20 protein-coding genes are annotated in these 24,492 nt (G+C 71.8%); 10 read left to right on the forward strand and 10 right to left on the reverse strand.

Features of this window, described 5'->3' with window-relative positions; translation table 11 throughout:
• Positions 1-136 precede the first annotated feature (136 nt).
• Genes Aple_RS19115 through Aple_RS19140 form a run of 6 tightly spaced genes read left to right on the forward strand, consistent with a single transcriptional unit; the run spans position 137 to position 8,138 of the window.
• Positions 137-1,135 carry a cupin domain-containing protein gene (locus tag Aple_RS19115; protein ID WP_218038408.1) on the forward strand — a complete coding sequence of 333 codons (999 nt, stop codon included), beginning with the start codon at positions 137-139 and terminating at the stop codon, positions 1,133-1,135.
• A complete protein-coding gene (locus Aple_RS19120; protein ID WP_155345990.1) occupies positions 1,132-2,199 on the forward strand; it encodes a cupin domain-containing protein in 1,068 nt (355 codons plus the stop codon). The genes Aple_RS19115 and Aple_RS19120 overlap by 4 nt, the downstream gene beginning before the upstream one ends.
• Positions 2,196-3,119 carry an AAA family ATPase gene (locus Aple_RS19125; protein WP_218038409.1) on the forward strand — a complete coding sequence of 308 codons (924 nt, stop codon included), beginning with the start codon at positions 2,196-2,198 and terminating at the stop codon, positions 3,117-3,119. The genes Aple_RS19120 and Aple_RS19125 overlap by 4 nt, the downstream gene beginning before the upstream one ends.
• Entirely contained in the window at positions 3,116-4,891 is a 1,776-nt protein-coding gene (locus Aple_RS19130) for a thiamine pyrophosphate-binding protein (protein ID WP_155345991.1), read from the forward strand. The genes Aple_RS19125 and Aple_RS19130 overlap by 4 nt, the downstream gene beginning before the upstream one ends.
• Before the next feature lie 53 nt (positions 4,892-4,944).
• A complete protein-coding gene (locus Aple_RS19135; protein WP_155345992.1) occupies positions 4,945-6,390 on the forward strand; it encodes an aldehyde dehydrogenase family protein in 1,446 nt (481 codons plus the stop codon).
• Positions 6,387-8,138 carry a thiamine pyrophosphate-binding protein gene (locus Aple_RS19140; protein ID WP_155345993.1) on the forward strand — a complete coding sequence of 584 codons (1,752 nt, stop codon included), beginning with the start codon at positions 6,387-6,389 and terminating at the stop codon, positions 8,136-8,138. Before Aple_RS19135 ends, Aple_RS19140 begins: the two co-directional genes overlap by 4 nt.
• 7 nt (positions 8,139-8,145) lie before the next feature.
• On the opposite strand, the gene Aple_RS19145 is transcribed toward Aple_RS19140, so the two are convergent.
• The 7 genes from Aple_RS19145 to Aple_RS19175 form a co-directional block, all read right to left on the reverse strand.
• Positions 8,146-9,357: an MFS transporter gene (locus Aple_RS19145; protein WP_218038410.1), complete on the reverse strand. Its 1,212-nt coding sequence runs from the start codon at positions 9,355-9,357 to the stop codon at positions 8,146-8,148.
• The gene (locus Aple_RS19150; protein WP_155345995.1) at positions 9,350-10,495 is read right to left on the reverse strand and encodes an ABC transporter ATP-binding protein; all 1,146 of its coding nucleotides are present in this window, start codon (positions 10,493-10,495) and stop codon (positions 9,350-9,352) included. Before Aple_RS19150 ends, Aple_RS19145 begins: the two co-directional genes overlap by 8 nt.
• Positions 10,496-10,524: 29 nt before the next feature.
• Positions 10,525-12,255 carry an ABC transporter permease gene (locus tag Aple_RS19155; RefSeq protein WP_155345996.1) on the reverse strand — a complete coding sequence of 577 codons (1,731 nt, stop codon included), beginning with the start codon at positions 12,253-12,255 and terminating at the stop codon, positions 10,525-10,527.
• Complete coding sequence (locus Aple_RS19160; RefSeq protein WP_155345997.1) at positions 12,252-13,364, reverse strand: ABC transporter substrate-binding protein; 1,113 nt, start codon at positions 13,362-13,364, stop codon at positions 12,252-12,254. The genes Aple_RS19155 and Aple_RS19160 overlap by 4 nt, the downstream gene beginning before the upstream one ends.
• The gene (locus Aple_RS19165; RefSeq protein WP_155345998.1) at positions 13,361-14,485 is read right to left on the reverse strand and encodes an ABC transporter substrate-binding protein; all 1,125 of its coding nucleotides are present in this window, start codon (positions 14,483-14,485) and stop codon (positions 13,361-13,363) included. Before Aple_RS19165 ends, Aple_RS19160 begins: the two co-directional genes overlap by 4 nt.
• A gap of 86 nt (positions 14,486-14,571) precedes the next feature.
• On the reverse strand, positions 14,572-15,186 hold the full coding sequence (locus tag Aple_RS19170; protein ID WP_155345999.1) for a cupin domain-containing protein: 615 nt from the start codon (positions 15,184-15,186) through the stop codon (positions 14,572-14,574).
• Positions 15,187-15,282: 96 nt separating this feature from the next.
• On the reverse strand, positions 15,283-16,251 hold the full coding sequence (locus tag Aple_RS19175) for an NAD(P)-dependent oxidoreductase (RefSeq protein WP_155346000.1): 969 nt from the start codon (positions 16,249-16,251) through the stop codon (positions 15,283-15,285).
• Here Aple_RS19175 and Aple_RS19180 point away from each other — a divergent pair.
• Complete coding sequence (locus Aple_RS19180; protein WP_170321557.1) at positions 16,178-17,428, forward strand: MFS transporter; 1,251 nt, start codon at positions 16,178-16,180, stop codon at positions 17,426-17,428. The two genes, Aple_RS19175 and Aple_RS19180, sit on opposite strands and share 74 nt — an antisense overlap.
• On the opposite strand, the gene phtC is transcribed toward Aple_RS19180, so the two are convergent.
• A complete protein-coding gene (gene phtC, locus Aple_RS19185) occupies positions 17,425-18,186 on the reverse strand; it encodes a 3,4-dihydroxyphthalate decarboxylase (protein WP_246264612.1) in 762 nt (253 codons plus the stop codon). The genes Aple_RS19180 and phtC overlap by 4 nt on opposite strands.
• Before the next feature lie 98 nt (positions 18,187-18,284).
• On the opposite strand from phtC, the gene Aple_RS19190 reads away from it, so the two are divergent.
• Positions 18,285-19,052, forward strand: a complete 768-nt coding sequence (locus Aple_RS19190; RefSeq protein ID WP_218038411.1) for a FadR/GntR family transcriptional regulator — start codon at positions 18,285-18,287, stop codon at positions 19,050-19,052.
• A gap of 116 nt (positions 19,053-19,168) precedes the next feature.
• Entirely contained in the window at positions 19,169-20,350 is a 1,182-nt protein-coding gene (locus tag Aple_RS19195) for an FAD-dependent oxidoreductase (protein ID WP_155346003.1), read from the forward strand.
• Here Aple_RS19195 and Aple_RS19200 read toward each other — a convergent pair.
• Complete coding sequence (locus Aple_RS19200; RefSeq protein ID WP_155346004.1) at positions 20,318-21,172, reverse strand: AfsR/SARP family transcriptional regulator; 855 nt, start codon at positions 21,170-21,172, stop codon at positions 20,318-20,320. The two genes, Aple_RS19195 and Aple_RS19200, sit on opposite strands and share 33 nt — an antisense overlap.
• Before the next feature lie 26 nt (positions 21,173-21,198).
• A complete protein-coding gene (locus Aple_RS19205; protein WP_246264614.1) occupies positions 21,199-21,477 on the reverse strand; it encodes a nickel-binding protein in 279 nt (92 codons plus the stop codon).
• Positions 21,478-21,579: 102 nt separating this feature from the next.
• Here Aple_RS19205 and Aple_RS19210 point away from each other — a divergent pair, with 102 nt between their 5' ends.
• Positions 21,580-24,468 carry a helix-turn-helix transcriptional regulator gene (locus tag Aple_RS19210; RefSeq protein WP_155346006.1) on the forward strand — a complete coding sequence of 963 codons (2,889 nt, stop codon included), beginning with the start codon at positions 21,580-21,582 and terminating at the stop codon, positions 24,466-24,468.
• Positions 24,469-24,492 lie beyond the last annotated feature (24 nt).

Below are 24,492 nucleotides of genomic sequence, written 5' to 3' on the forward strand. Positions count from 1 at the left end.
GCGCTCCGAAACCATATGGCTAATGGACTAACCATATTACCCTAACGGACTCCCAGGCGATAGCGCCTTGCGACGTCTGGTAGAACGGTTATACCATTCGTCCAGTTCGATCGAGCTCGCCGCCGGTCGATGAGGAATGGAGCGGGCATTGGGCAAGAGTGGACGTGTCTTCGTACGCGGACTGACATCGCAGACCTACGGCCTCGGCGAGTTCCGCAGCCGCCAGCTCGCGGTGCACCGGGTCCGCGACGACAGCGTCGTCGTGGACGACGCGAAGGTGGGTCACTCCGGTGACAGCGAGAAGAGCCGCACCTGGTGGCGCATCGGCCCAGGCGACGAGGAGTTCCTCACCCAGACGATCCAGGTGCACTTCGTGGAGCTGCCGCCGGAATCGTCCAACCACGGCCACGGCCACCAGAACGAGGCCGCCTTCTACATCCTCGAAGGGCGCGGCTACGAGATCCACGACGACCAGCGCTACGACTGGGCGAAGGACGACCTCGTCTACGTGCACACCGACTCGGTGCACCGGCACTTCAACCCCTACCCGGAGCGGGCCGTCGCGCTGGTCGTGAAGGCCAAGTGCACCTGGATGTTCATGGGCTTGATCCAGCAGGGACGCTCCGGGCCGATCGACCGCCCGGCGGAGTTCGGCCCGCGCGAGGACTGGTCGCGGATCTGGACGCCGGGCGTGCTGGACCGCAAGAAGGTGATCTCACCCGCCGACACGGTGTGGGAGGACACCCCGCTGGGCCGGGTCCGCGTCATGGCCTCGCCGGACCGCACCGACGGGCGCATCTTCAGCACCGACGCCTTCGAGCTGGACATCCCCGCCGGCGGCCGCAGCGGCAAGTACTGGAAGATGGCCGACGAGGTGTACTACGTCCTGGACGGCTCCGGCTACGCCCTGCAGTGGGAGGTCGAGGCCGAGATCGCGGAGAAGTACTACGCCCGCGTCGCGCTGGAGCCCAAGCGGTACGAGATCATCCGCGGCGACACGCTGTACGTCCCGCAGAACCACGTCTGCCAGCTGTTCGCCGCCGACGGCACCCCCCTGCGGCTGTTCAACGCGCAGAACCGCGTGTTCAAGCACCTCGGCTACGACACCGTCCACTACTTCGAGCCGGCCTCGTGAAGGCCAGGACCACCACCGGAGTCAGCCACTACGAGGTGCAGAAGACGCGCCGGGCGAAGTTCATCGAGGACTGGCGGGACAACCGCCGCGACGTGGTGTCCCTCGCCGACGTCACCCTGCACGACAGTGCGCGCGGCAGCCGAATCGGCGTGTACGTCGGAGTCGACGGCGACCGTCCCACCCGGACCATGGACGCCCTCGCCCACGAGTTCGCGGAAGGCACCGTCACCACCATTCACCGGCACTCGTGGGACGCAATGGTCCTCGTCGTCGCCGGCTGGGGATGGACGGAGATCGACGGGCAGCGCGTCGAGTGGGGGCCCGGCGACTCGCTGCACATCCCCGCCTGGGCCTGGCACCGCACCGGCAACGACGGCTCCGCGACCGCGCGTTACCTCACCTTCTCCAGCGAGCCGCTGCTCGCCACCATGGGCATGTCGATCGTGGAGGACGCCGGGCACACCCCGTACCGGGACCTGGTGCCGAGGCCCGAGTTCACCGCGCACCTGGACGGGGATGACCCGTACGCACGGCGGGTGCGACGCCTCGGCCGCGAGCAGGCCACCCGCCGCGCCGGGCGGCTGCACACCAGCTGGGACGATCTCGAACTCGTCAACACCCCGCGCGGCACGCGCACCACCTTCCTGCTCGACCGCGCCATCGGCTACCAGGCGTCCGGCATCACCATGGCCATGTTCGAGATCGCCCCGCGGCGCGGCCAGTCCATGCACCGCCACCCCGGCGAGGCCTGGCTGTACGTCCTGGACGGTCACGGCCACACCTACCTGGGCACCGAGCCGGAAGGCGGCACGGTGCACCCGTGGCGGAAGGGGGACCTGATCGTCGTCGACCACTTCCTGTGGCACCAGCACTTCAACGACGACCCGGAACGCACCGCGAAGGTGGTGCGGATCCACATGTTCGACAGCCTGCTGGAAACGATGCGGGCGCTGTGCGACCCGCTCGTGCTCTTCGAGGAGCCGCCGACGCACATCCGCGACCGGCAGGCAGGCGACCCGGGCACCGTGGACTGGCCGACGCCGCACCGCCCCAGCTGGCCGTGACCGTGGCCGACCTCCTGCCGCCGGGCATCAGCGGCATCCACGTCCTGCCCGCCGACCACCACGACGGCCCCTGGGACTCGATGATCGTCCCACCGGGGACGAAGGAGCGCTTGCTCGGCACGGCTGTCCTCGTGCTGCGCCACGGGCGGGCGCTGCGCTCGCTGTCCGGGCCGCCGCACGGCCTGGTGGTCCTGTCGGGGCCGCCCGGCACCGGCAAGACCACCCTGTGCCAGGGCCTGGCCCAGGCGGCGGCGGCCGCGGTCGCCGCGCGTGGCACCACCACGTTCGTGGAGCTCGACCCGCACGCTTTCCCCGGCGAGATGCTCGGCGAGAGCCAGCGCGCCGTCCGGCGGCTGTTCACCGAGACCCTGCCAGAACTCGCCGCCCGCCGCCCGCACACCGTGGTGCTCGTCGACGAGGTCGAAGCCCTCGCGGTACGCCGGAGCGCCGCCTCCTTCGAGACCAACCCGGTCGACGTGCACCGCGCCACCGACGCCGTCCTGGCCGGCCTCGACCTGCTCCGCGACGCGTGCCCGCACCTGCTACTGCTCGCCACCACCAACCTCACCGGGGCCGTCGACGAGGCGTTCCTGTCCCGCGCCGACCTGGTACTGGAGCTGGACCTGCCTGACACCGACGTCCTCGCCCGCATCGTCGCCTCGTCGCTGGCCGAACTCGCCACTCTCTGGCCGGGGTTGCGGCCGCTGGCCGAGGACACGCCATTGCACGCCAAACTCGCCACCGCCTGCGCGGGCTTCGACGGCCGCCGGATGCGCAAGACCGTCCTCGCCGCCGTGGCACAACGGCCCGAACTGGCCGCCGACCCCGAACGCCTGACGGCCGATGACCTCCTGGCCGCCGTCGATGCCGCCGTCGATGTCGCCGTCGATGTCGCCGCCATCCCGGCGGTGACAGCATGAATCCCGACGTGGAACGGCCGGAGGGACTGTCGCCGACGCGGGGGCTTCCCGCGTGGGGCAGTGACCTCGTCGTCGACCTGCTGCACACCCTGGATGTGCCGTACCTGCCGATGAATCCCGGTTCGTCGTTCCGGGGCCTGCACGACTCGGTGGTCAACCACGGCGGCAACCGGAGCCCGCAGCTGCTGCTGTGCCTGCACGAGGAGATCGCGGTCTCGCTCGCCCACGGCTGGTCCAAGGCCACCGGACGGCTCGGCGTGGCTGCCGTGCACGACCTCGTCGGATTGATGCACGCCTCGATGGCCGTCTACAACGCCTGGTGTGACCGCACGCCGCTGCTGCTGCTCGGCGGCAGCGGCCCGGCCGACCCGGCGCTGCGCCGCGCCATCGACTGGAGCCACTCGGCCACCACCCAGGCGCAGCTGGTCCGCGACTTCGTGGTCTGGGACGCCGAACCCGCCACTGCCGGCGCGTTCGCCGCCGACCTGCTGCGGGCCCGGCAACGGGCGCTGTCGGCGCCGCGCGGACCGGCGTACGTCTCGCTCGACGCCGGTGGACAGGAGGAACGACTCGATGTGGTTCCACCCCTTCCCGACCCCCGCGCTTTCGTTCCCGCGCCTGCCTTCGGACCGGATCCGGCCATCCTGGAGGAGGCGGTGAACGCCCTGGCCGCCGCCGAGCGCCCGGTCGTGATCGCTGGGCGCGTCGCGCTGGACCCGGCTGCGACCCCGCTGCTGGCCGCGCTTGTGGAGTTGCTCGGCGCGGCCTATCACGATGACCGCAACGTGGCCGCGCTCCCCACCGCCCACCCGCAGAACTGCACGGGTGATCGGGGCGTCATCGGCGAGGCCGACGTCGTCCTCGCCGTCGATGTCGTCGACCCGGCCGCGATACTGAACCCGCGCCCGCGCGGCCCGCGCCGCGACTGTCCCGAACACTCGGCGGACGCCCGGGTGGTCATCGACCTGTCCCACGGTGACCTCGGCCTGCGTTCCTGGAGCAACGCCGGGGCAGCGCAGTACCCGCGCGACATCGCGCTGCTCAGCGATCCGCTGCTCGGCCTGCGGATGCTGCTGGACGCGCTCGCCGACCGGGTGAAACCGGTCGCCGCCACGGCCCGCCGCGAGGTCGTGCGCGAGCGCGCGGCCCGGCTTCGACGGCGGCAGCGCGAGGCCGTCGAGGCTCGCTGGGCGGACCGGCGCATCTCTCCGGCCCGGCTCGTCGGCGAGGTCTGGCAGGCGGTCCGCGACGCCGATCACCTGCTGTGCCTGCGCAACACCCGGACCTGGCCGGAAGGGCTCTGGCAGCTGCCGGGCGCCGGTTCCTACCTCGGCCACTCGGGGGGCGGCGGCGTCGGTTACGGGCCGGGGGCGCTGATCGGGGGAGCGCTCGCTGCCCGCGACCGGGGCCAGCTCGCCGTCGGCATCATCGGCGACGGCGACCTGCTGATGGCCGCCGGTGCGCTGTGGACCGCCGTCCACTACCGGATACCGGCCCTCATCGTGGTCAACGACAACAGCTCCTTCTACAACGACGAGCCGCACCAGGCGGAGGTGGCGAACGAGCGTGGCCGCCCGGCTGAGAACAGCTGGATCGGCATGCGCATCGCGGACCCGGCCGTCGACATCGCCGCGCTTGCCCGCTCGTACGGCTGCTGGGCGGCAGGCCCCGTCGAGGATCCCGACCAGCTGAGCTCGGCGCTGCGGAACGCCCTCGCGGCGGTCCGCGACGGCGCGACCGCAGTGGTCCACGCCCGGGTGGCTCCCCGATGAGCCCGGCCGAGCCTGGCCCGGCGTCGGGAGGTCCCGCATTGGGAGGTTCCGTGATGAACGATGTGCCGCACCGCCTGATGTTCGTCGGCGGCGCCTGGGTCGATGCCGCGGCCGGTGGCCGGATCGAGGCCGTGGACCCGACCAGCGAGGAGCTCATCGCGACCGTTCCCGCCTCCGGCGCGGCGGACGCCGAGGCGGCCGTGGACGCCGCCCGCGCGGTCGCTCCCGGCTGGCGCGACCTCGGCTGGGCGCGCCGCAGTGCCCTGCTGCGGGAACTGGCCCGTCGCATCGACGCCGACGCGGAGTGGCTGGCACGCGTCGACGTCCGCGACGCCGGGCTGCCGCTGTCCGGCGCGCGCGGCGACGTGACCGGCGCGGTCGCCACGATCGGCTACTACGCCGGGCTGGCGCCCGAAGCCCGGGGCAGCACCGCTCCGCCCGCACCGGACACGCTGTCCTACACGGTGCGCGAGCCGTACGGGGTGGTGGCCAGGATCGTGCCGTTCAACCATCCGTTCAAGTTCGCCGCGGGCAAGATCGCCGCACCGCTCGCCACCGGTAACACGGTCGTGCTCAAGCCGGGGGAGCAGTCGTCGCTGTCCGCGCTGGAACTCGCCCGGATCGCCGCCGACGTGCTTCCCCCGGGCGTGCTCAATGTGATCACCGGCACCGGCACGGCGGCGGGCGCGGCTCTGGTCGCCCACCCTGACGTGCACCGGATCGCCTTCACCGGCTCGGTCCCCTCCGGTCGCGCGGTGCTCCGCGGCGCGGCGGAGGGGATCAAGCACGTCACCGTCGAACTCGGCGGCAAGAACCCGATCATCGTCTTCCCCGACGTCGACGTCGACCGGGCCGCCGCGGCCGCGATCGCCGGGATGAACATCGCCCGGTGCACCGGGCAGTCCTGCGGCTCCACCTCCCGCCTGTACGTGCACGCCGACATCGCCGGGCGGTTCCAGGACGCGCTCGTCGAAGGACTGGCCCGACTGCGTATCGGCGACCCGATGGAGGAGGACACCCAGGTCGGGCCGCTCGCCTTCCGCGCCCACCACGACCGGGTCATGGGCTACCTCGACACGGCACGCCGGGAGGGCGCGACCGTCGCGTACGGCGGCGGTCGCCCGGCCGGTCGCCCGCGCGGCTTCTTCGTCGAACCCACCCTGCTCACCGACCTCGACGACACCATGACCGTCGTCCGGGAGGAGATCTTCGGGCCGGTCATGTCGCTGCTCACCTGGCGCGACGTCGACGACGTGATACGCCGCGCGAACGACACGCCGCTCGGCCTGACCGCCAACGTCTGGACCCGGGACGTGTCGGCCGCGCACCGCACCGCGGCCGCCCTGGAGGCGGGCTACGTCTACGTCAACGGCACCGGCAGGCGCCCGACCGGCACCCCGTTCGGCGGCTGGAAGAGCAGCGGCCTGGGCAAGGAGAACAGCTTGGAGGAACTCGTGTCCTACACCCGCGAGAAGACCGTGACGGTGACCCTGTGGTGAACTTCGCCCCCTACTCCGAGCCGGTCTGGGGCTCGGACGTCATGGTGGACGTCCTGCGCGGGCTCGGGCTCAAGTACGTCGCCCTCAACCCCGGCTCGTCGTTCCGCGGCCTGCACGACTCGCTCGTCAACTACGGCGGCGACGAGATCGCCATGATCGAGTGCCCGCACGAGAAGATCGCGATGGGCGTGGCGCACGGGTACGCGAAAGTGACCGGCGAGCCGATGGCGGTCATCCTGCACGACCTCGTCGGGCTGCTGCACGGCACCATGGGTGTCTATTACGCCTATATCGACCGCACCCCGGTCCTCGTCCTCGGCGGCTCGGGCCCCGCCGACCACGTCCGCCGCCGCCCCAACATCGACTGGATCCACTCCGCCAACGTGCAGGGCGAGGCCGTACGCGCCTACACCAAGTGGGACCACGAGCCGCGCTCGCTCGCCTCGGTGCCGGCCATCCTCGCCCGCGCCCACCGGATCGCCCGCGAGCAACCGGCCGGTCCGGTCTACGTCGCGCTCGACGCCGGGCTGCAGGAGGACCAGGTGCGCGACCCGGTCCCGCTTCACGACCTGGATCGCCTCGCCGCGCTGCCCTCGCCGCTGGCCCCCGAGCCGGCGGCGCTGCGCGACCTCGCGGAGCGGCTGTGCGCCGCCGACCGTCCCGTGATGGTCCTCGGCTATCCGGGCAGGCACCCGGAATCCTTCGACACCCTCACCCGCCTCGCGGAGGAGGTGGGGATCGGCGCGGTCGAGACCCACTGGCGGCTGAACTTCCCCAACCGGCACGAACTCAACGTGACCGGTTCCGCGGCGCTGGAGCGCGCCGACTGCGTGCTGTTCGTCGACGTGAAGGACATGGGCAAGGCGACCCAGCGGCTGGAGTCCGCCACCCGGCGGATCACCTCCCGCCTCGCCGCCGGCACCGCCATCCTCGACCTGGGCTTCAACGACGTGGGCATCTCCTCGTGGAGCGAGGACTACGCCGAGCTGGTCCCGACCGACCTGCGGGTCACCGCGGACACCGCGGTGGCGCTGCCGCTGCTGCTGGCGGAGTGCCGCCGCATCCTGGGACAGGAGCCGGAAGCGCGGCGGGAAGCGTGGCGCGACGAACTGCGCCGGCTGCACCGGGACACCTGGGCCGGATGGCGGGCCGCCGCGGACAAGCAGGCCGGGGACTCGCCGGTGTCGACCGCCCGGCTGGCCGCCGAAGTCTGGGAGGTGATCCGCGAGCACGACTGGGTGCTCACCGCCGGAACCGCCGCCGAGTGGGCCCTGCGCACCTGGGACTTCGACCGCCCCCACCGGCACCCGGGCCGCCAGCTCGGGACGGCCACCCAGATCGGCATCTCGCTCGGCGTGGCCCTCGCCCACAAGGGCACCGGGCGGCTGGTGGTCGACCTGCAGCCCGACGGCGACCTCATGTTCGACGTGGGCGCGCTGTGGGTGGCCGCCAGGTACGAGCTGCCGATGCTGGTCGTGATGTTCAACAACCGGGCCTACTACAACGACTGGGAGCACCAGGAGCGGCTGGCCCGCCAGCGCGGCACCCCCCTGGACCGGGCCGCCATCGGCATGGCGATCGACACCCCGGCGCCCGACTTCGCCGCCATCGCCCGCGGCTTCGGCTGGCAGGCAGAGGGGCCGGTGACCGACCCGGACGCGGTGCGGGCCGCGGTAAGCCGGGCCGCCGACCACGTCCTGGCCACCGGCCGTCCGGCGCTCGTCGACGTGGTGTGCCAGCCCAAGTAGCGGGCGTTCACACGCCGGTGTAGGAGCGCACCACGGGTTCCCGCGTCCAGAACGCCGCCGCCACCAGGATCGGGCCGAAGGCCCCGACGGTGAGCGCGGCGACCGGGCCGACCAGGCCGGCGAACGCGCCGACGACGACGTCCCCGATGGCCGGGCCGCCCCGGGAGGACATCTGGTAGAAGGCGGTGACCCGGCCGCGGATCTCGTCGGGCGTGTCGATCTGCACGGCGGCGTGCCGGATGGTGGTGGCCATCGCGTCGCAGGCGCCGAGCAGCCCGGCCGCCACGACCGCCGTCCAGTACAGCGGCGCGTGCGCCAGCAGCAGCGCCGAGACGCCATAGAGCGCGGTCGCGGCGAGCAGCACCCGGCCCTGCCTGCTACTGCGCTGCACGGTCCGGTAGACGGAGTACGTGGCGAGCAGCGCCCCGGCCGAGGGGGCGGCCGACAGCACGCCGTACCCGGTGGAGCCGACATGCAGGACGTCGACGGCGAGGGCCGGGAGCAGGACCCGATAGGCGCTGAACACGGTGGCGGACAGGTCCAGCGCCATGAGCTTGTAGATAAGCGGGCGGTGCCGGATGTAGCGCGCGCCCTCCGCGATGGAACCCAGCACCGAGCGCCGCTCCCCGCCGGGCGCCGGCGCGGCGATCCGCATGACGCCGAGCACCGCGACGAGCAGGCCGTAGGTGGCCGCGTCGACGGCGTACATGAGCCCGGGACCGGCGACGGTGATCAGCGTCCCGGCCAGCAGCGGCCCGACCAGGATCGCCAGCTCCCGCGACGGGTTCAGCAGCGCGATCGCCTGGCCGATCTGGGCCCGGGGCACCAGGGCCGGGATGAGCGCCTGCCTGGCCGGCTGGTCGAACGTCGCGGCGGCGGTGGTGAGCACCACGGAGGCGACCACCTGCCAGGCCCGGACCTGGCCGGTCAGGGTCAGCCAGGCCAGCGCGGCGGCCACCACGAGCGCCACCCCCTGCGCCGCCTGCAGCAGTCGGCGCCGGTCGAGCCGGTCGGCGAGCGCGCCGCCGAGCGGGCTGAGCACCAGCAGCGCGACCGCCTGCGCCGCGCCGACCAGACCGGTGTACGCGATGGAGCCGGTGAGCTGGTACACGTGGTAGAAGTTGGCGGCCACGGTGCCGCGGGTGCCGATCTGGGAGGCGACGACCCCGGCCCAGTAAAGGGTGAAGTCGCGGTTGCGGAGGACGGCGCGTTCAGTCAACCGGCACCAGCGACAGCTGGTCGGGGTCCAGCCGGACGAAGACATCCGTGCCCGGCCGGATGGACACCGACGGGTTCCCGCGCGCCCGGATCTCGCGCTCGCCCACGCGCACCACGTGGTCGACGGCCTCGCCGAGGAAGGCGCGGGTCAGCACGGTGCCCTTCCACTCGTTGAGGGTCTCCCCGCCGCGCGGGACGGTGCCCACCTCGACCGCCTCCGGCCGGATGGAGACGACGACGTCGGCGCCGACGGCGATGTCCGCGGTCGAGTTCAGCTCCAGCGGGCCGTCCAGGGCGGTCACCGTGTACCGCTCGCCGTCCCGGGCCTCCACCTTGGCCGGGATGAAGTTCGAGGTGCCGATGAACTCGGCGACGAACCTGCTGTTCGGCTTCTGGTAGATCTCCCGCGGCTTGCCCAGCTGGATGATGTTGCCGTCCCGCATCACCGCGACCGCGCTGCTCAGCACCAGCGCCTCGGTCTGGTCGTGGGTCACGTAGACGGAGGTGATGCCGAGCTCGCGTTGCAGCCGCTTGAGCTCGTAGCGCAGCGACTCCCGCAGCTTGGCGTCCAGGTTGGACAGCGGCTCGTCGAGCAGCAGCAGCGGCGGCTCGATGACCAGCGCCCGGGCCAGGGCGAGACGCTGCTGCTGGCCGCCGGAGAGCTTGGTCGCCTGCCGACCCGCGAGCGCGTCCAGCTCCATCGTGGCGAGCACCCGGCCGACGCGTTCGCCGATCTCCCGCTTGCTGGGGCGCTGCCCGCGCCGGCGCACCTGCAGGGGGAAGGCGACGTTGTCGAAGACCGACATGTGCGGCCAGATCGCGTACGACTGGAAGACCATGCCGAGCCCGCGTTCGTTCGCGGCGACGCTGACCACCCGCTGGCCCTCCAAGGCTCGGAACAGCGCCCGGCCGCCGACCTCGATGGTCCCGGAATCCGGCCGTTCCAGCCCGGCGATCGACCGCAGGGTGGTCGTCTTGCCGCAGCCGGACGGCCCGAGCAGCGTGAACATGTCGCCCTCGGACACGGTGAAGCTGACGTCGTTGACGGCGAAGACGCGGTCGGTCGCGCCGGTGGCCGCCGCGCGGCGGCGGCGCCGCTCGCCGTCGAAGGATTTGACGAGATTCTCGACGCGAAGCATCGTGTCCTCCTGATCGTGGCCCGCCGGGCCTAGTTCTCCCGCAAGCCGACCTTGGCGCCGAGCTTGTATGCCACCGTGACCAGCACGACCAGCGTCAGGACCATCACCACGCCGAGCGCGGCGAGCACGGTGAACTGGCCGTTCTCGTACTGTTCGAAGATGAGGATGGACAGGACCTCGTTGCCGGGGCTGTAGAGCAGGATCGAGCTGGACAGCTCGCGGAAGGAGACCACGAGGATGTAGATCCAGCCGGCCAGCAGTCCCGGCGCGAGCAGCGGGAGCAGCACCCGCCGGAAGGTCTGCCACCAGCTGGCCCCGCTGACCTGCGCCGACTCTTCGAGTTCGGTGGCGATCTGTTGCATCGAGGTGACCGAGTAACGCATGCCGTACGGCATGTACCGGGTGACGTACGCGATGAGCAGGATGAAGATCGTGCCGTAGATCGGAATCGGGCTGCGCAGGTACACGAAGGACAGCGCGAGACCGAGCACCAGGCCGGGGATGACCAGGGGCACGAACGCGAACTGGTCGATCAGCTGGCGCCCGGGGATGCGGGAGCGCACCGTGATCCAGGCGGCGATCGCCATCACGGCCATCACCAGCGTCGCCGTCGCGATCCCGAGGAACAGCGAGTTCCGCAGCGCGGTGGCCGCCTGCGACAGGCCCAGCAGTTCGACGTAGTTGTCCAGCGACATCGACCGCAGCGCCGCCATCGACGGCGCCTGGTAGAACTTGAGCAGCGAGGTGTACAGGAGCACGACCAGCGGCGCCACGACCGTCAGCAGGAAGTAGCAGACGATCGCCGCGCCCATCACCGGCCGCCACCTGCCGAGCTCCATCGGGCGCGGCCGGAAGCCCTTGCCGGTCACGGTCTGGAAGCTCTTCCCGGCCCGTCCGACCAGGTTGGAGATGGCCACGCCGAGCACGGCCAGCACCAGCAGGCCGAGCGCCAGCGCGCCGGCGGCGGCCAGGTCCGGCGGGTAGCTGCGGAGCACGAAGTAGATCCGGCTGGTGAAGACGTAGATGCCGTTCTGCAGGCCGAGCAGCGCCGGCACCTCGAAGCTCTCCAGGCTGCGCACCGCCATGACGAGCACGGCCGCGACGATGGCCGGGCGGGTCAGCGGCACGGTGATCTTCCGGAACACCTGCAGGCGGGTCGCGCCGCACATCAGCGCCGACTCCTCCAGCGACGGGTCCATGGACCGGAACGCGGCGACCATCAGCAGGAAGACGATGGGGGACAGGTGCAGCCCCTCGACCCAGATCATGCCCCAGATGGTGAAGATGTCGACGGCGGCGGCGCCGAAGACCGGTTCGAGGGCCTTGTTGATGAGGCCGATGTCGGGGCTCGCGAGGAAGATCCACGAGATGGTGTACAGGATCCCCGGAATGATCAGCGGGATGATCGACGCGGCGAAGAACAGCGCCTTGAACGGTACGTCGGTCCGGACGTTGAGGTAGGCCAGGCTGGTGCCGACCACGAGGGAGAGCACCGCGGAGCCGGCCGCGAACCAGAGCGAGTTGCCGATCAGGCTGCCGATCCGGGAGTCGCCGTACGCGGTGGCGAACCCGCCGAGGGTGAAGCCCGAGGCGTCGAAGAAGGTGCCCCAGAGCAGGTAGTAGAGGGGCACGAGGGCGAGGTAGCCGATGGCGCCCGCGACTGCGATGATGATGATCAGTTTCGGGGTCGGCCACCACCGGCGTCGCGGAGTGCGCGGCGCCGACCGCTCGGCGGTCACGGCGGGGGATGCGGTCGTCATTCGGACAGCACCTCGCCGCCGGCGACGACCTTCTCGTACCGCCGGCTCCACTCCGGGCCCTTCTCGACGAGCGTCTTGACGTCGATCGGGATGATCTTCAGCTGCTTGAGCGGGTCGTCGCCCTCGACGATGGCCGGGGTGAGCCCCTCGTCCACGAGCAGCTTCTGGCCCTCCTGCAGCATCCAGTCCGCGAACAGCATCGCCGCCGCCGGATGCCTGGCGCTCTTCATCAGGCCGAAGCCGTTGGGGCGGGCCACGATCGGCTCGACGAACGGCAGGTAGTCGACCGGAGCGCCCTTGGCCTTGGCGCGCTGCACGATATAGGAGTAGTTGGAGGCGACTACGGAGAACTGACCGGCCGACAGCAGCTCGCCCTGCACCGTGTGCCCCTTGACGATCTTCGCACCGGCCGCCATGTCGGCGAAGATCTTGTCGATGTCCGCCGCGGACTTCCCCTGCTGCTGCCAGTAGGTGTAGAGCGTCAGGTACCAGTCGTAGTCGGCGAGCTCCATCGAGAGCTTGCCGTCCCACTTCGGGTCGGCCAGATCCTCCCAGGTCCTGGGCTGCTGTCCGGCGGGCACCAGGGTGGTGTTCCAGCTCGGCGCGAACAGGTTGAAGCGGGTCGCGGTCCAGCCGTCGAACCGGCCCGCCTCCGGCACCAGGTCCCGGCGCTCGCCCGCGTACGTGCCGAGCAGCCCCTCCTTGTTGAGCGCGAAGAGCTCGTTCGCGTTCGTCTCCACCATGTCGTTGCCCTGGTAACCGGCGCCGCGCTCCTGCAGGATCCGCTGCAGGACGGTCTCCGAACCGGCCCGGTACAGGTTGATCTCGACGTCGAAGGTGTCGCCGAACGCCTCGGTGACCACGGTGGCGACGTCGCTCGTCATCGACGTGTACAGGTCGAGGGCGCCCTCCTGCTCGGCCAGCTCGACGAGCTTGTCGCGCCGGGCCTGACCGGAGAGCGCGCCCAGTTCCGCGTACAGCTTCTCGGCGGCGGTGGGTCCGCTGGCACCGCCGGTGCCACCGCCGGCGGTTGAGGTCGGGGACGCGCCGCAGCCGGTTACCGCCACCGCAAGGACGAGGCCGGCTAGGGCGACCCGGGTCCCGTTCATTGGACTTCCTGTCCCGCGCTGACGATCTGGGCGTAGAGGTCGTCCCACTTCTTCGGGTCCGCGAGCAGTTCCTGCTCGGGCACGGGGACCACGGTCAGATCGGCGAACGGATCCGTGGCACCGGGGATCGAGCCCACCCGGAAGGCCTCGGCGAGGATCTTCTGGCCCTCGGTGAGTTCCCAGTCGACGAAGAGCATCGCCGCCGCCGGGTTGGTCGCGGTCTTCATCAGCGCCACGCCGTTGGGCCGGACGATGATCGGCTGGACCGGCCCGCCGGACGCCGGATGCCAGCTGACGGGGGCGCCCTTGTCGGCGGCCTTGTCGACGGTGTGGCTGTAGGAGGACACCGTGATCCCGAACTGCCCGGCCGACAACAGCTCGCCCTGCGTGGTGTGCCCCTTGGCGATCTTCGAGTTGGCGGCGATCCGGGTGAACAGATCGCGCACCTCGGCCTCGGACTTACCCTGCTGCAGGAAGTAGGTGTAGAGACCGGCGAACCAGTCCACGTCCCCGACCTCCATGGACACCTGGCCCTTCCACTTCGGATCGGCCAGGTCCTCGATGGTCTTGGGCTCCTCGCCCGGCTTGACCTTGGTGGTGTTCCAGCCGACGACGAAGGCGTTGAACCGCGACGCCGTCCAGCCCTCGGCCTTGCCCTCCTTGCGCACCGCCTCGCGAAGCTCGCCCTGGTACGGGGAGAAGAAGCCTTCCTTGTTCATGATGTTGAGTTCACCGGCGTTGGTGTCGATGAAGTCGTTGCCGAAGTAGTTCGCCTGCTGCTCCTGCAGGACGCGCTGCAGCACCGACTCCGAGTTGCCGCGGTACACGCTGACTTCGATGTCGTAGGTGTTCTCGAATCCCTCGACCAGGCTGTCCATGTCGGTGTTGGAGGTGTAGATGGAGAGCTTGCCCTCCTTCTCGGCGAGCTCGACCAGCGTCTTGTGGCGCTCCTCGCCGGTGAGACCGTTGATGCGGTCGTAGACCGCCTGCGCCTTGGCGGCGGCCGCGTCTTTCGCGTTGGTGTCAGTCGTGCCGGTCGCGGTCGGCGACGCACCGCAGGCCGTGAGGGCGAGCGCGGTCGCCAGCGCGGCGACCGCGGGGAGGATCGAGGGGTGTCGCATATGCAGCTCCTGCAGTGCTCACCGGGCCGGTGTCCGCCGGCGCGGTGATGGCGTGGTTCATGTGCCCCCGAGAGATGTGCGGTGGATCAGCTGTCGTGCGGCTCGACGATGGAGCCGTCCTCGCGACCGTGGTGCCCGCCGTGAACGGTCCCGCTGTCGATCGCGGCCCGCAGGAGTTCGAACCCCTGCTCCTTGGTGAGCTGGACCGAGTGGCGCTCGATGTTGTGCAGCCGCATGGTGCGCAACAGGCCGGTGTCCTGGATCGCGAGGTACCGTGAGGTGTCGTTCTCGTCCAGGTTGAAGTGCTGGTGCCAAGCCCACCGCGGCGGCGCGAAGAGGGTTCCCTCCGACCACTCGACCACCTCGACCGGATCGTCGTCATAGTTCACAAGCGAGTAGCCGCTGCCTTTGACGATGTAGAGGTAGGCCTCCGTGGTGTGCCGGTGGCGCACCGAGGCGCTGCCCGGCTTGAGCTCCGCGAGGTGCGCGTTGAGCACCTCGTAGTCGGCCAAATCGAACCACTGGCCGCGGTTGTTGCGCCACGGCCGTTCCGGCAGATCCATCTTCCGGAGGTCGTGCGGGACGACGAGGCCCTTGATCGGGGGGTGCCGCTTGTTGAACTCGTCCCGCGCCGCGATCTCCGACGCGTCGCGGTTCTTCTTCTCGCTCGACAGGACGCCTTTCAGGTATTCGTCACGCACTTTTGCCTCCAGAACGCCGTATTGACGATGAGTGAACCCCTGCGGGGGCTAAAGGTCTAACCTTCAGTCCATACTGTTACGCTAATGTTACGCGCGTTAGGACTGGTAGAGCGGCCCGTTACCCAGCAGCCGCGCGACATCCTCCACGCCTATTCCGGTCATCACCCGCCGCGCCGTCTCGGCGACCGGAATCTCGAGGCCGACCTCGGCGGCGAGCGTGGCCGTGTTGGCGAGATCCTTGGCGTGCCAGGTCAGGCGCATCTGCTCCAGCTCCCGCAGGGTCCGCGAGTCGGTCGGCCCGTCCATCAGCGCCCGCCGCAGCGCGCGGACGTCGACACCGGCGCGGCGGGCCAGCTCCAGCGCCTCGGTGACCGCGCAGATCTGCGCCCAGTGCACCAGGTTGTTCGCGGTCTTGCCGACCTGCCCGGAGCCGAGCGGGCCCAGATGGTGGACCGCGGCGGTCCACGGGGCGAGCAGCGGGCGCACGCGCTCCAGGGCGGCGGGGTCGCCGCCGACGAGCAGGTTGATCTCGCCCGCCTCCGCGCCGCGCACCCCGCCGGTGAGCGCCGCGTCGAGCACGTCCACGCCCGCGGGCGCGTCCGCCGCGACCTGGCGGCACGTCTCGGGCCGTACGGACGAGCAGAGCAGGACGGCGGTGCCCGCGCCGGCGCCGGCCAGTACGCCCGAGGAGCCGAGGCAGACCGCCAGGACATCCGCGTCGGTCGGCACGAAGACGGCCACCGCGTCGGCGTTCTCAGCGGCCTCGGCGTCGCTGGCGGCAGAGTGGGCGCCGTGCGCCACCGCGGCCCGGACCGCCGCCGGGTCGAGATCGCGCACCGTCACCCGCACGCCGGCGGCGAGCAGGTGGCGCGCGACGGGCAGTCCCATCGCCCCGAGGCCGATCACCGCGACCGTTGCTCCCATGACTTCTCCTCCTGATCGTGTGTGGTAGAAATGTAATACCATTTGCCCAATATGGGAGGGTTGCTCGTTGCGTCGACTGAGCGCCGGTCTCGCCGTGCGCGCGCGTGCCGCCGGGCAACGGGTGTTCCGGTCCCTCGCCATCCGGAACTACCGCCTCTACTTCGCCGGGCACGCGATCAGCGTCGCGGGCACCTGGATGCAGCGCGTCGCCCAGGACTGGCTCGTGCTCGACCTCTCCGACTCGGCGGTGGCCCTGGGCATCTCGACCTCGCTGCAGTTCCTGCCGACGCTCCTGTTCGGGTTGTGGGGCGGCGTCCTCGTCGACCGGTTCGACCGGCGCCGCATGATCATGCTGACCCAGACGGCGAGCGCCCTGCTCGCCGCCGCCCTCGCCGCGATCGTCCTGACCGGCAGCGTGCGGCTCTGGATGGTGTACGCCCTGGCGCTCGGCCTGGGGCTGGTCACCGTGCTCGACACCCCGGCCAGGCACGCGTTCGTCACCGACCTGGTCGGCCCGGAGGACTACATCAACGCCCAGTCGCTGAACTCCACCGTGCACAACGTCGGCCGCCTCGTCGGCCCGGCGATCGCCGGTCTGCTCATCGCCGCCGTCGACGTCGGCGTGGCCTTCGCGGTCAACGCGCTGTCCTTCGCCGGAGTGCTGCTCGGGCTGGCCCGGATGGACACCGCGGCGTTACGCCGGCTCCCGCCGGTGGCCAGGGCCCGGGGCCAGGCCAGGGAAGGGCTCCGGTACGTCTGGCACCGTCCCGAGCTGTGCGCCTGCCTGGTCCTGGTGGCGGTGGTCGCCCTGCTCGGCCAGAACTTCCGCGTGGTCTTCCCGCTGCTCGCCCGCGACACCTTCGGCGGCGGCGCCGAGGTGTACGGCTGGCTCACCTCCGCGCTCGGCGTGGGCGCGGTGATCGGCGCGCTGGGCAGCGCCGCCCGCCAGTCCGTCATGGCCTGGTCCCTGCTGCGCTGGACGTGGGTGTTCGCGGGGGTGTGCGCGGTCGCCGCCTTCACCCCGTGGCTGGCCGCCGCGCTGGCGGTGATCGTCGGCCTGGGCGTCGCGAACATCGTGTTCAACACGCTCGCCCGTACCCTCCTGCAGATCGGCGTCGAGCCCGCGATGCAGGGGCGCGTCATCGCGCTGCACAGCCTCATCTCCCTGGGCAGCACGCCGATCGGCGGCCCGATCACCGGGCTGGTGTGCCAGCGGTGGGGCCCGGGCGCCGGGCTGCTGCTCGCCGCCGTCTCGGTCGGCGCCGCCGCGGCGGCCGTGACACCGATGCTGCGCCGGGCCCGGGCGGCCTCGGCCTAGCCCTCGGCCTCCGGCAGGTCGAGCCCCGCGAGTCGCAGCCGGGCGAGTTGGTGACGCCAGATCTGCAGGTCGTTGAAGGCGGAGCCCAGATCGGGCAGCTCCGCCACATCCTCGGGCGGCAGGTCGGCGACCGGGCGTCCCAGCCGGGCCAGCTCGAGGGCGAGCCCGGCGAGCACCTCCAGGTTCAGCGCCCGGACGACGGCCTGCTCGACGGCGTGCTCACCCGAGCCGACCGTGACGATGCCGTGGCCTCTGAGCACGCACACCGGCGCCGAGCCCATCGCCGCGACCACCTCGCGGCCGAGTTCGGGACGGCGGACCAGCACGGAGCGCGGGTAGACCGGCACCCCGTCGAGGGAGAGCCTGGCCGCCGGGATGTTGTACGCCCCGAAGACGGGGCGCAGCGGGAGGTCGGCGAGACCGGCGAGGAGGACGCCGGGCGGATGGGCGTGCACGACCGCGTCGACCTCGGGGCGCGCCCGCAGCACCTCGGTGTGGATCGGCAGCTCCGCGGGGGCCGACCAGCCGTCGAGCGGCCGGTTCTCGCCGTCGAGGCCGACCAGGTGGACGTCCTGCTCGGTGGTGAAGAGCAGCCCCTCCTCGCGCGGGCCGCGACACCGGACGAGCAGCGTGCCGGCGCCGGCGCGCACGCTCACGTGGCCGAGGATGTCCGAGGCGAGTCCGGCGTTGGCGAGGATCCGGCACGCGAGCGCGACGGTTCGGCGCAACCGCCCGAGTTCCGCTGGTGCTGACGTCACCCTCGCCCTCCTCCTGACCAACCGGAGGAATAGTCTATTGGTATGACCACACTCCATTCGCACCGTACAATATCGACGGCGGCGAGTAGTGGCGATCGATGCGAGAGGACGACCTGATGGCCGGCGACGAGGAATCCCCATTGGGGTCGGGGGCCGACCTGTTCAGCCCGGTGAGCCTCTCCCGGGTCTCCCAGGTCATCGTCGATCAGATCCGCCTGCTCATGCGCCAGGGCAAGCTCAAGCCCGGCGACCGCCTGCCCAGCGAGCGCGAGCTGTGCGTGAAGTTCGGGGTGAGCCGGGTCACCGTGCGCGAGGCGCTGCGGGTGCTGGAGGCAGGCGGCCTGGTCGACATCCGGGTGGGGGCGCACGGCGGCGCGTTCGTGACCACGCCGACCAACGCCAGGCTCGGCGAGGGCCTCGCCGACCTGCTCAATCTCAGCCCGCTCACCGCGGCCGAGGTGACCGAGGCGCGCATGGTCTTCGAACTCGGCATCGTCCCGCTCGTGGTGGAGCGCGCCACCACCGAGGACATCGCCGCGCTGAAGGAGATCTGCGCCCGCCAGCGGGCGGCGCTGAAGGACGACTCGTACTCGATGACGCTGTCCGCCGAGTTCCACGTCCGGGTCGCCGCGTGCACCCACAACGTGGCCATCGAGATGCTGGTGCAGAGCTTCCACGGCCCCCTGCTGGCGTCACTCCGAGAGGCTCAGACGCTGGCTCCGCTGATGGGCCGCCGCGGCAACACCGAGCACCAGGCCTTCGTGGACGCGATCGAGGCGGGCGACACCGAGGCCGCCACCAAGATCATGCGCGAGCACCTCCAGCGCACGGCCGACCGGGTCGCCAAGAGCACGTCGGAAACCTGACCGATCCGGACCTGGCTCTCCCCGTGGCAACGTGACGGCAACAGGGCCCGGTTATCCATGTCTCAGTTCGTGCGGCCGTCCGCCGCCACCTGACCGTGGAACGGAAGGGGTCCCCCATGCACTCCCCGTCGGCCGGCCGGTACGACGCGCTGGTGGTCGGCGCCCGCTGCGCGGGCGCCGCCACGGCGATGCTGCTCGCCCGGGCGGGACTGCGCGTCCTGGTCGTCGACCGCGCCGAATCCGGGACCGACACCCTGTCCACGCACGCGCTCATGCGCGCGGGCGTGCTGCAGCTGGCCAAGTGGGGGCTGCTCGAAGGCGTCATCGCGGCCGGGACGCCGGCGATCACACACACCCACTTCGACTACGGGACCCACGCCACCACCCTCGCCATTCGCGCCACGGCGGGGGTGCCGGCCCTGTACGCGCCGCGGCGGACCGTGCTGGACGCCCTGCTCCTCGGCAAGGCCGCCGCGGCCGGCGCAGACATCGCGCTGGGTGTCAATGTGGCGGGGGTCCATCGTGATCGGCATGGCCGGGTGTGCGGCGTCACCGGCCGGGACCGGCAGGGCGCGTTCCACGCGTACGCGCCGATGGTCGTCGGCGCCGACGGCCTGCGGTCGACCATCGCCGAGGCCGTGGGCGCGCCGGTGACCAGGCGCGGCCGGAACGCGGGAGCGGTGTGGTACGCGTACGTGACCGGGCTGGCGAACGAGGGCTACCGCTGGTTCTACCGGCCGGGGGCGGCGGCCGGCTTCATCCCCACCAACGGGGGAGCCACCTGCGTGTTCGCCGGCATGCCCGCCGGCCTGTTCGGCGCGTCCCGCCGAAAGGACCACCGGCAGGCGCTCGCCGACGCCTTCTCCCGGGCGGCGCCCAACGCCGTCGGCGAACTCCGCGCGGCCGTCCCCGCCGGGCCGGTACGCGGCTGGCCGGGCGCCCCGAGCCTCATCCGGGCGGCGCACGGCCCGGGGTGGGCGCTCGTCGGCGACGCCGGCTATTTCAAGGACCCTCTCGGCACGCACGGGATCACGCAGGCCCTGCGGGACGCGCAGCTGCTCGCCGAATCGATCGTCGCCGGTCATGGCGGATCGGAACCGATCGAGACGGCCCTCGCCCGCTACGAGCACATTCGCGATGATCTGTCCGCCGACCTCTTCACCGCCACCGATGACCTCGCCTCCTACGACTGGAACCTGGGCGAGGCCCACCGGCTGCTGCGCCGCCTCTCCGGCGCGATGAGCCAGGAGCTGGAGCTCCTGACCTCAGGATGCGCGGCGACTTTGAGGATGGCCTGAAGCCGGCGCCAGGCGAAGCAGCGGCCGCGGATCCGCGACTCCCCGCAGGACGCCGGCCACGACGTGCCGCAACCCTTCCCCGGGCTCGACGCCGAGCTCGTCGATGAGCGTGCGGCGGGCCCGCCGATACGTCCGGTGCGCGTCCCCGGACCGGCCGTTCACCTGCAGCGCGACGATCAGCAGCTCCCAGAGCCGCTCCCGCAGCGGATGCTCGGCGACCAGGCGTTCGACCTCGCCGACCGTCGTGTCCCGCAGGCCCGCGGCCAGCCTGGCGGCGAACAGGCCCTCGTACGCCTGGAGCCGCAGCCCTTCCAGGTAGTCCGCCTCCGCGACCGCCCAGCCGTGCACCGGGCAGCCCGACAACGCCGGCCCCCGCCACAGCGCCAGGCCGCGGGCGAAGCTCCGCGCCGCTTCGGCGTATCGCCCCGCCGCGCTGTGGCGCAAGCCGCCGGTGGCCAGCTCCTCGAACCAGTCCCGATCGACCCGTACGGCATCCGCGGCCAGCGCGTACCCCGGATCGAGTCGCCGGATCGCCCGCTCGCCCCCGACCTCGCCCAGGGCGGCGCCCAGCTTGGCGATGTGCGCGTGCAGCGTGCGCAGGGCCGTGGGCGGCGCGTCCTCGCCCCACAGCCCGTCCACCAGCTGGTCGGCCGTGACCATGCTGCCCGCCCTGAGCGCCAGCAGCGCCAGCAGGCCCCTGCGGCGTGGGGGCAGCGCGACGAGGCGGCCCCCGCAGCGCGCCTCGAGCGGTCCGAGCACGTTGATCGCCCAGGTCCCGGTCCGGATCTCGATTCCGCGACCTGCCACGTGGAGGGTTGTCATCTCAGTTTCCTCATATCCGGCGGGAGCTACCCGCACGATCGCCCCGTATCTGAAAGGTCTGCCCGGCGGCCTACCTCGATCTGCAGTTCGTAGATCTCCGTCGTGGGATGCCCGGCCTTGTCGTGGACCCGGAGCACCGCTTCCTTCGACGGACCGGACGAAAGGCAGAAGACCTTGCCCGCCTCCGGGTCGAGCCACATCCGTTCGAACCGCACGCCCTCGCTCGCTTCGGCCGCCAGAGCGCGCTCGTGCACCTCGCGCAGCTGGTCTTCCGTGCCATCGACGAATCCGGTGTGCACGTCCATGAACTTCGCCATAGGTTCAAGCCTCCATGCGGATAGCGTGCGAATCATCGGTCAGGTGACCTATTGCGCCGCTGTCGGATACTGACGTGGAGGGGGTGCGCGATGCCGGTTCATGGTGTGGTCCAGTCGCCCGTCCTCGTCGGCAGGGACGAGTTCGTGGCGCTGGCGGATCGCCGGCTCGCCGAGGCGGCGGCCGGGGCCGGTCAGCTGCTGTTCGTCGCCGGCGAGGCGGGCATCGGCAAGACGCGCCTGCTCGGCGCGATCGCCCAGCGTGCCCGGGCGAGGGGTTTCACGGTGGTGCGCGCGGCGGCCTTCCCCGGTGACGCGCAGTCGTTCGCGGGCCTGCTCCTCGATCTGGCCGGGGATCTGACCTCTGCCCGCGAGCCTGCTCTGAGCGACCTCGGCCGCAGCCTGTCGTCCCGGCTGCGCGCGATCTCCACGGCCGACGGCGACGCGCACCGCCAGCGCCGCCTGCTGGTGCAGAACGTGGTCGACCTGCTCGTCATGGCCGAACCCGGCGGCCCGATGCTGGTGATCCTGGAGGACCTGCACTGGGCCGACGAGCTGAGCCTCGACGTGCTCGGCCACCTGCCCGGCCGGCTCGCGTCGAGGCCGATGCTGATCGCGGGCGCGTACCGCAGCGACGAGCTGTACCCGAAGCTGCCCATGCGCGACCTGCGGGCCCGCCTGCTGCCGCAGCGGCTCGCCGAGGAGATCCGGCTGCCGCGCCTGAACCCGGACCAGATCGCCACCATGACCGGCGCGGTGCTGGGCCGGCCGGCTCCGGCCCAGGTGGTGGCGGCGATCCACGACCGGAGCAACGGCATCCCGCTGCACGTGGAGGAGCTTTTCGCCGCCATCGACCAGGACGCGCTGACGCCGCAGTCCGGCGCGGTGGTGCTGGCCGCGGCGGTGCCCGACACGCTGGCCGACGCCGTGCTGAGCCGCGCCGGGCACCTGGCGGCGCGGACCCGCGAGGTGGCGTCGGCGGCGGCCGTCATCGGCCGCTCCTTCGACTTCGACCTGCTGACCGCGGTCACCGAAGCCGCCCCGGCCGAGGTCGCCGACGCCCTGCGCGAGCTGCGGGAGGCGTACCTGGTCATGCCGGGAACCGACGCCGTCACCTTCGACTTCCGCCACGCGCTGATCCGCGACACCCTCTACGCCGACACCGACCTGCCCGTGCGACGCCGCCTGCACGAGAGCGTGGCGCGGACGGCGTCGGAACGCGGCTACCGCGCTGCGTTCATCTCCACCCATTTCGAACAGGCCCAGCTCGCCGAACGCGCGTACCACCACGCGGTCATCGCCGCACGTGAGGCGGCGTCGATATCGGCGCACGGCGAGGCGCTCGAACTGTTCCGCCGGGCGCTGCGCAACCTGCCCGCCGGGCTCTCAGCGGTGGATCGGGCAAGTCTGTTCGCCGCGCTCGGCGATGAAGCGGCCGCCATCGACGACAACACGGCCGCCGCCGAGGCGTACAGGACGGCTCATGACCTGGCCACCGGCGTCGGCGAGGTGCGCGCGGCGGCGGCCCTGGTGCCGCGCATGGTCGCGGTCGCGCACCTGCTCGGCACCGTTCTCGAGGCCAGGGTACGGACCCTGCGCGGCGCGCTCGACAGCCTGGAGGGCGTGACCGGCGCGGATCGCGAGCGGGCCAGGCTGCGCTCGGCGATGGCCGCCACCTACCTGATGGACGACGGCCTGGACGAGGCCATCGTCCACGGTGAGCGCGGTCGCGCGGAAAGCCGGCGCATCGGCGACGACGAGGCCGTCCTCAACGCCGAGGCGACGCTCGGCTCCGTGCTGGTGTTCGTGGGCCGGATGGAGCAGGGCTGGGAGCTGCTGGAAGGCGCGATCGCCCGCGCCCGCGACACCGACCAGGAGGCGGAGGCGGCCCGCGGCTACCGGATGATCGGCTCGTGCGCGTCCGTGCTGGTGGAGTACGACCGCGCGGAGCACTGGCTCGCGGAAGGCGTGCGCTACGGGGAGAAGGTCGAGCTCTGGAATCACCGGCACTACATGGCGTCGCATCTCGCGCACGTCCAGTGGGCCACCGGCCAGTGGGACACGGCCACGCTGACCGCGCAGCAGGCGCTCGCCGACGGGCGTGGCGGCATCACGACCAGGATCACCTCGCTGTACGTGCTGGGCTACCTCGCGATGGGGCGCGGTGACTGGGACGCCGCCGCCGAGCTGCTGGGGGAGGCGTCCGCCGAGGGGGAGCGGATGGCCGAACTGCAGCGACTGTCGCCGCCGCTGTGGGGGCTGGCCGAGGCCGCGCGGTGCCGGGGCGACCACGACACGGCGCTCATGCTCTGCGAACGTGGCCACGAGGTGTCGGCGAACGTCACCGACGCCGCGTATCTGTTCCCGTACCTGCTCACCGGGGTACGGGCGCATCTGGCGCGAGACGACATCGATGCCGCGCGGGCCTGGTCGGACCGGGTCGGCGCGGCGCTCGCGGCCCGTGGCATCCCCGGCACGCTGCCCGCCGTCGAGCACGCGCGCGGACTCCTCCTCCTCGCCCGCGGGGACGTGGCCGCGGCGCAGCGGACGCTGGCGGCGGCGAGTGAATCGTGGCAGGCCAGGCGGCGGTTCTGGGAGGGCGCCTGGGCGCTGCTCGACCTGGCGGCCGTGGCCGCCAAGGCCAGGCGCCACGCCGAGGCGGCCCGGCTCGTGGCCCAGGTGCGCGCCGGCGCGGCATCGGCCGGGGCCACCACGCTCGTCGACGCGGCCGACCGGTTAGCCGCCCCGCCCGGCGGCGGCCGGCCCGTGGATCCGTGGCATCCGCTCAGCGGGCGCGAGTTCGAGGTGTCGCAACTCGTCGCGGCAGGCCTCACCAACCGGCAGATCGCCGAACGGCTGGTGCTCTCGCCCAAGACGGTGTCCGCGCATGTGGAGCACATCCTCACCAAGCTGGGCGCGGCACGCCGTACCGAGATCGCGGCTTGGTGCGCGACCGTCCGGCGCGACTCGCCGGAACAGTAAGCGACCGCGCGCATATTTCCCCTT

The sequence above is a fragment of the Acrocarpospora pleiomorpha genome (genome assembly GCF_009687885.1).
Taxonomy (GTDB): Bacteria; Actinomycetota; Actinomycetes; order Streptosporangiales; family Streptosporangiaceae; genus Acrocarpospora; species Acrocarpospora pleiomorpha.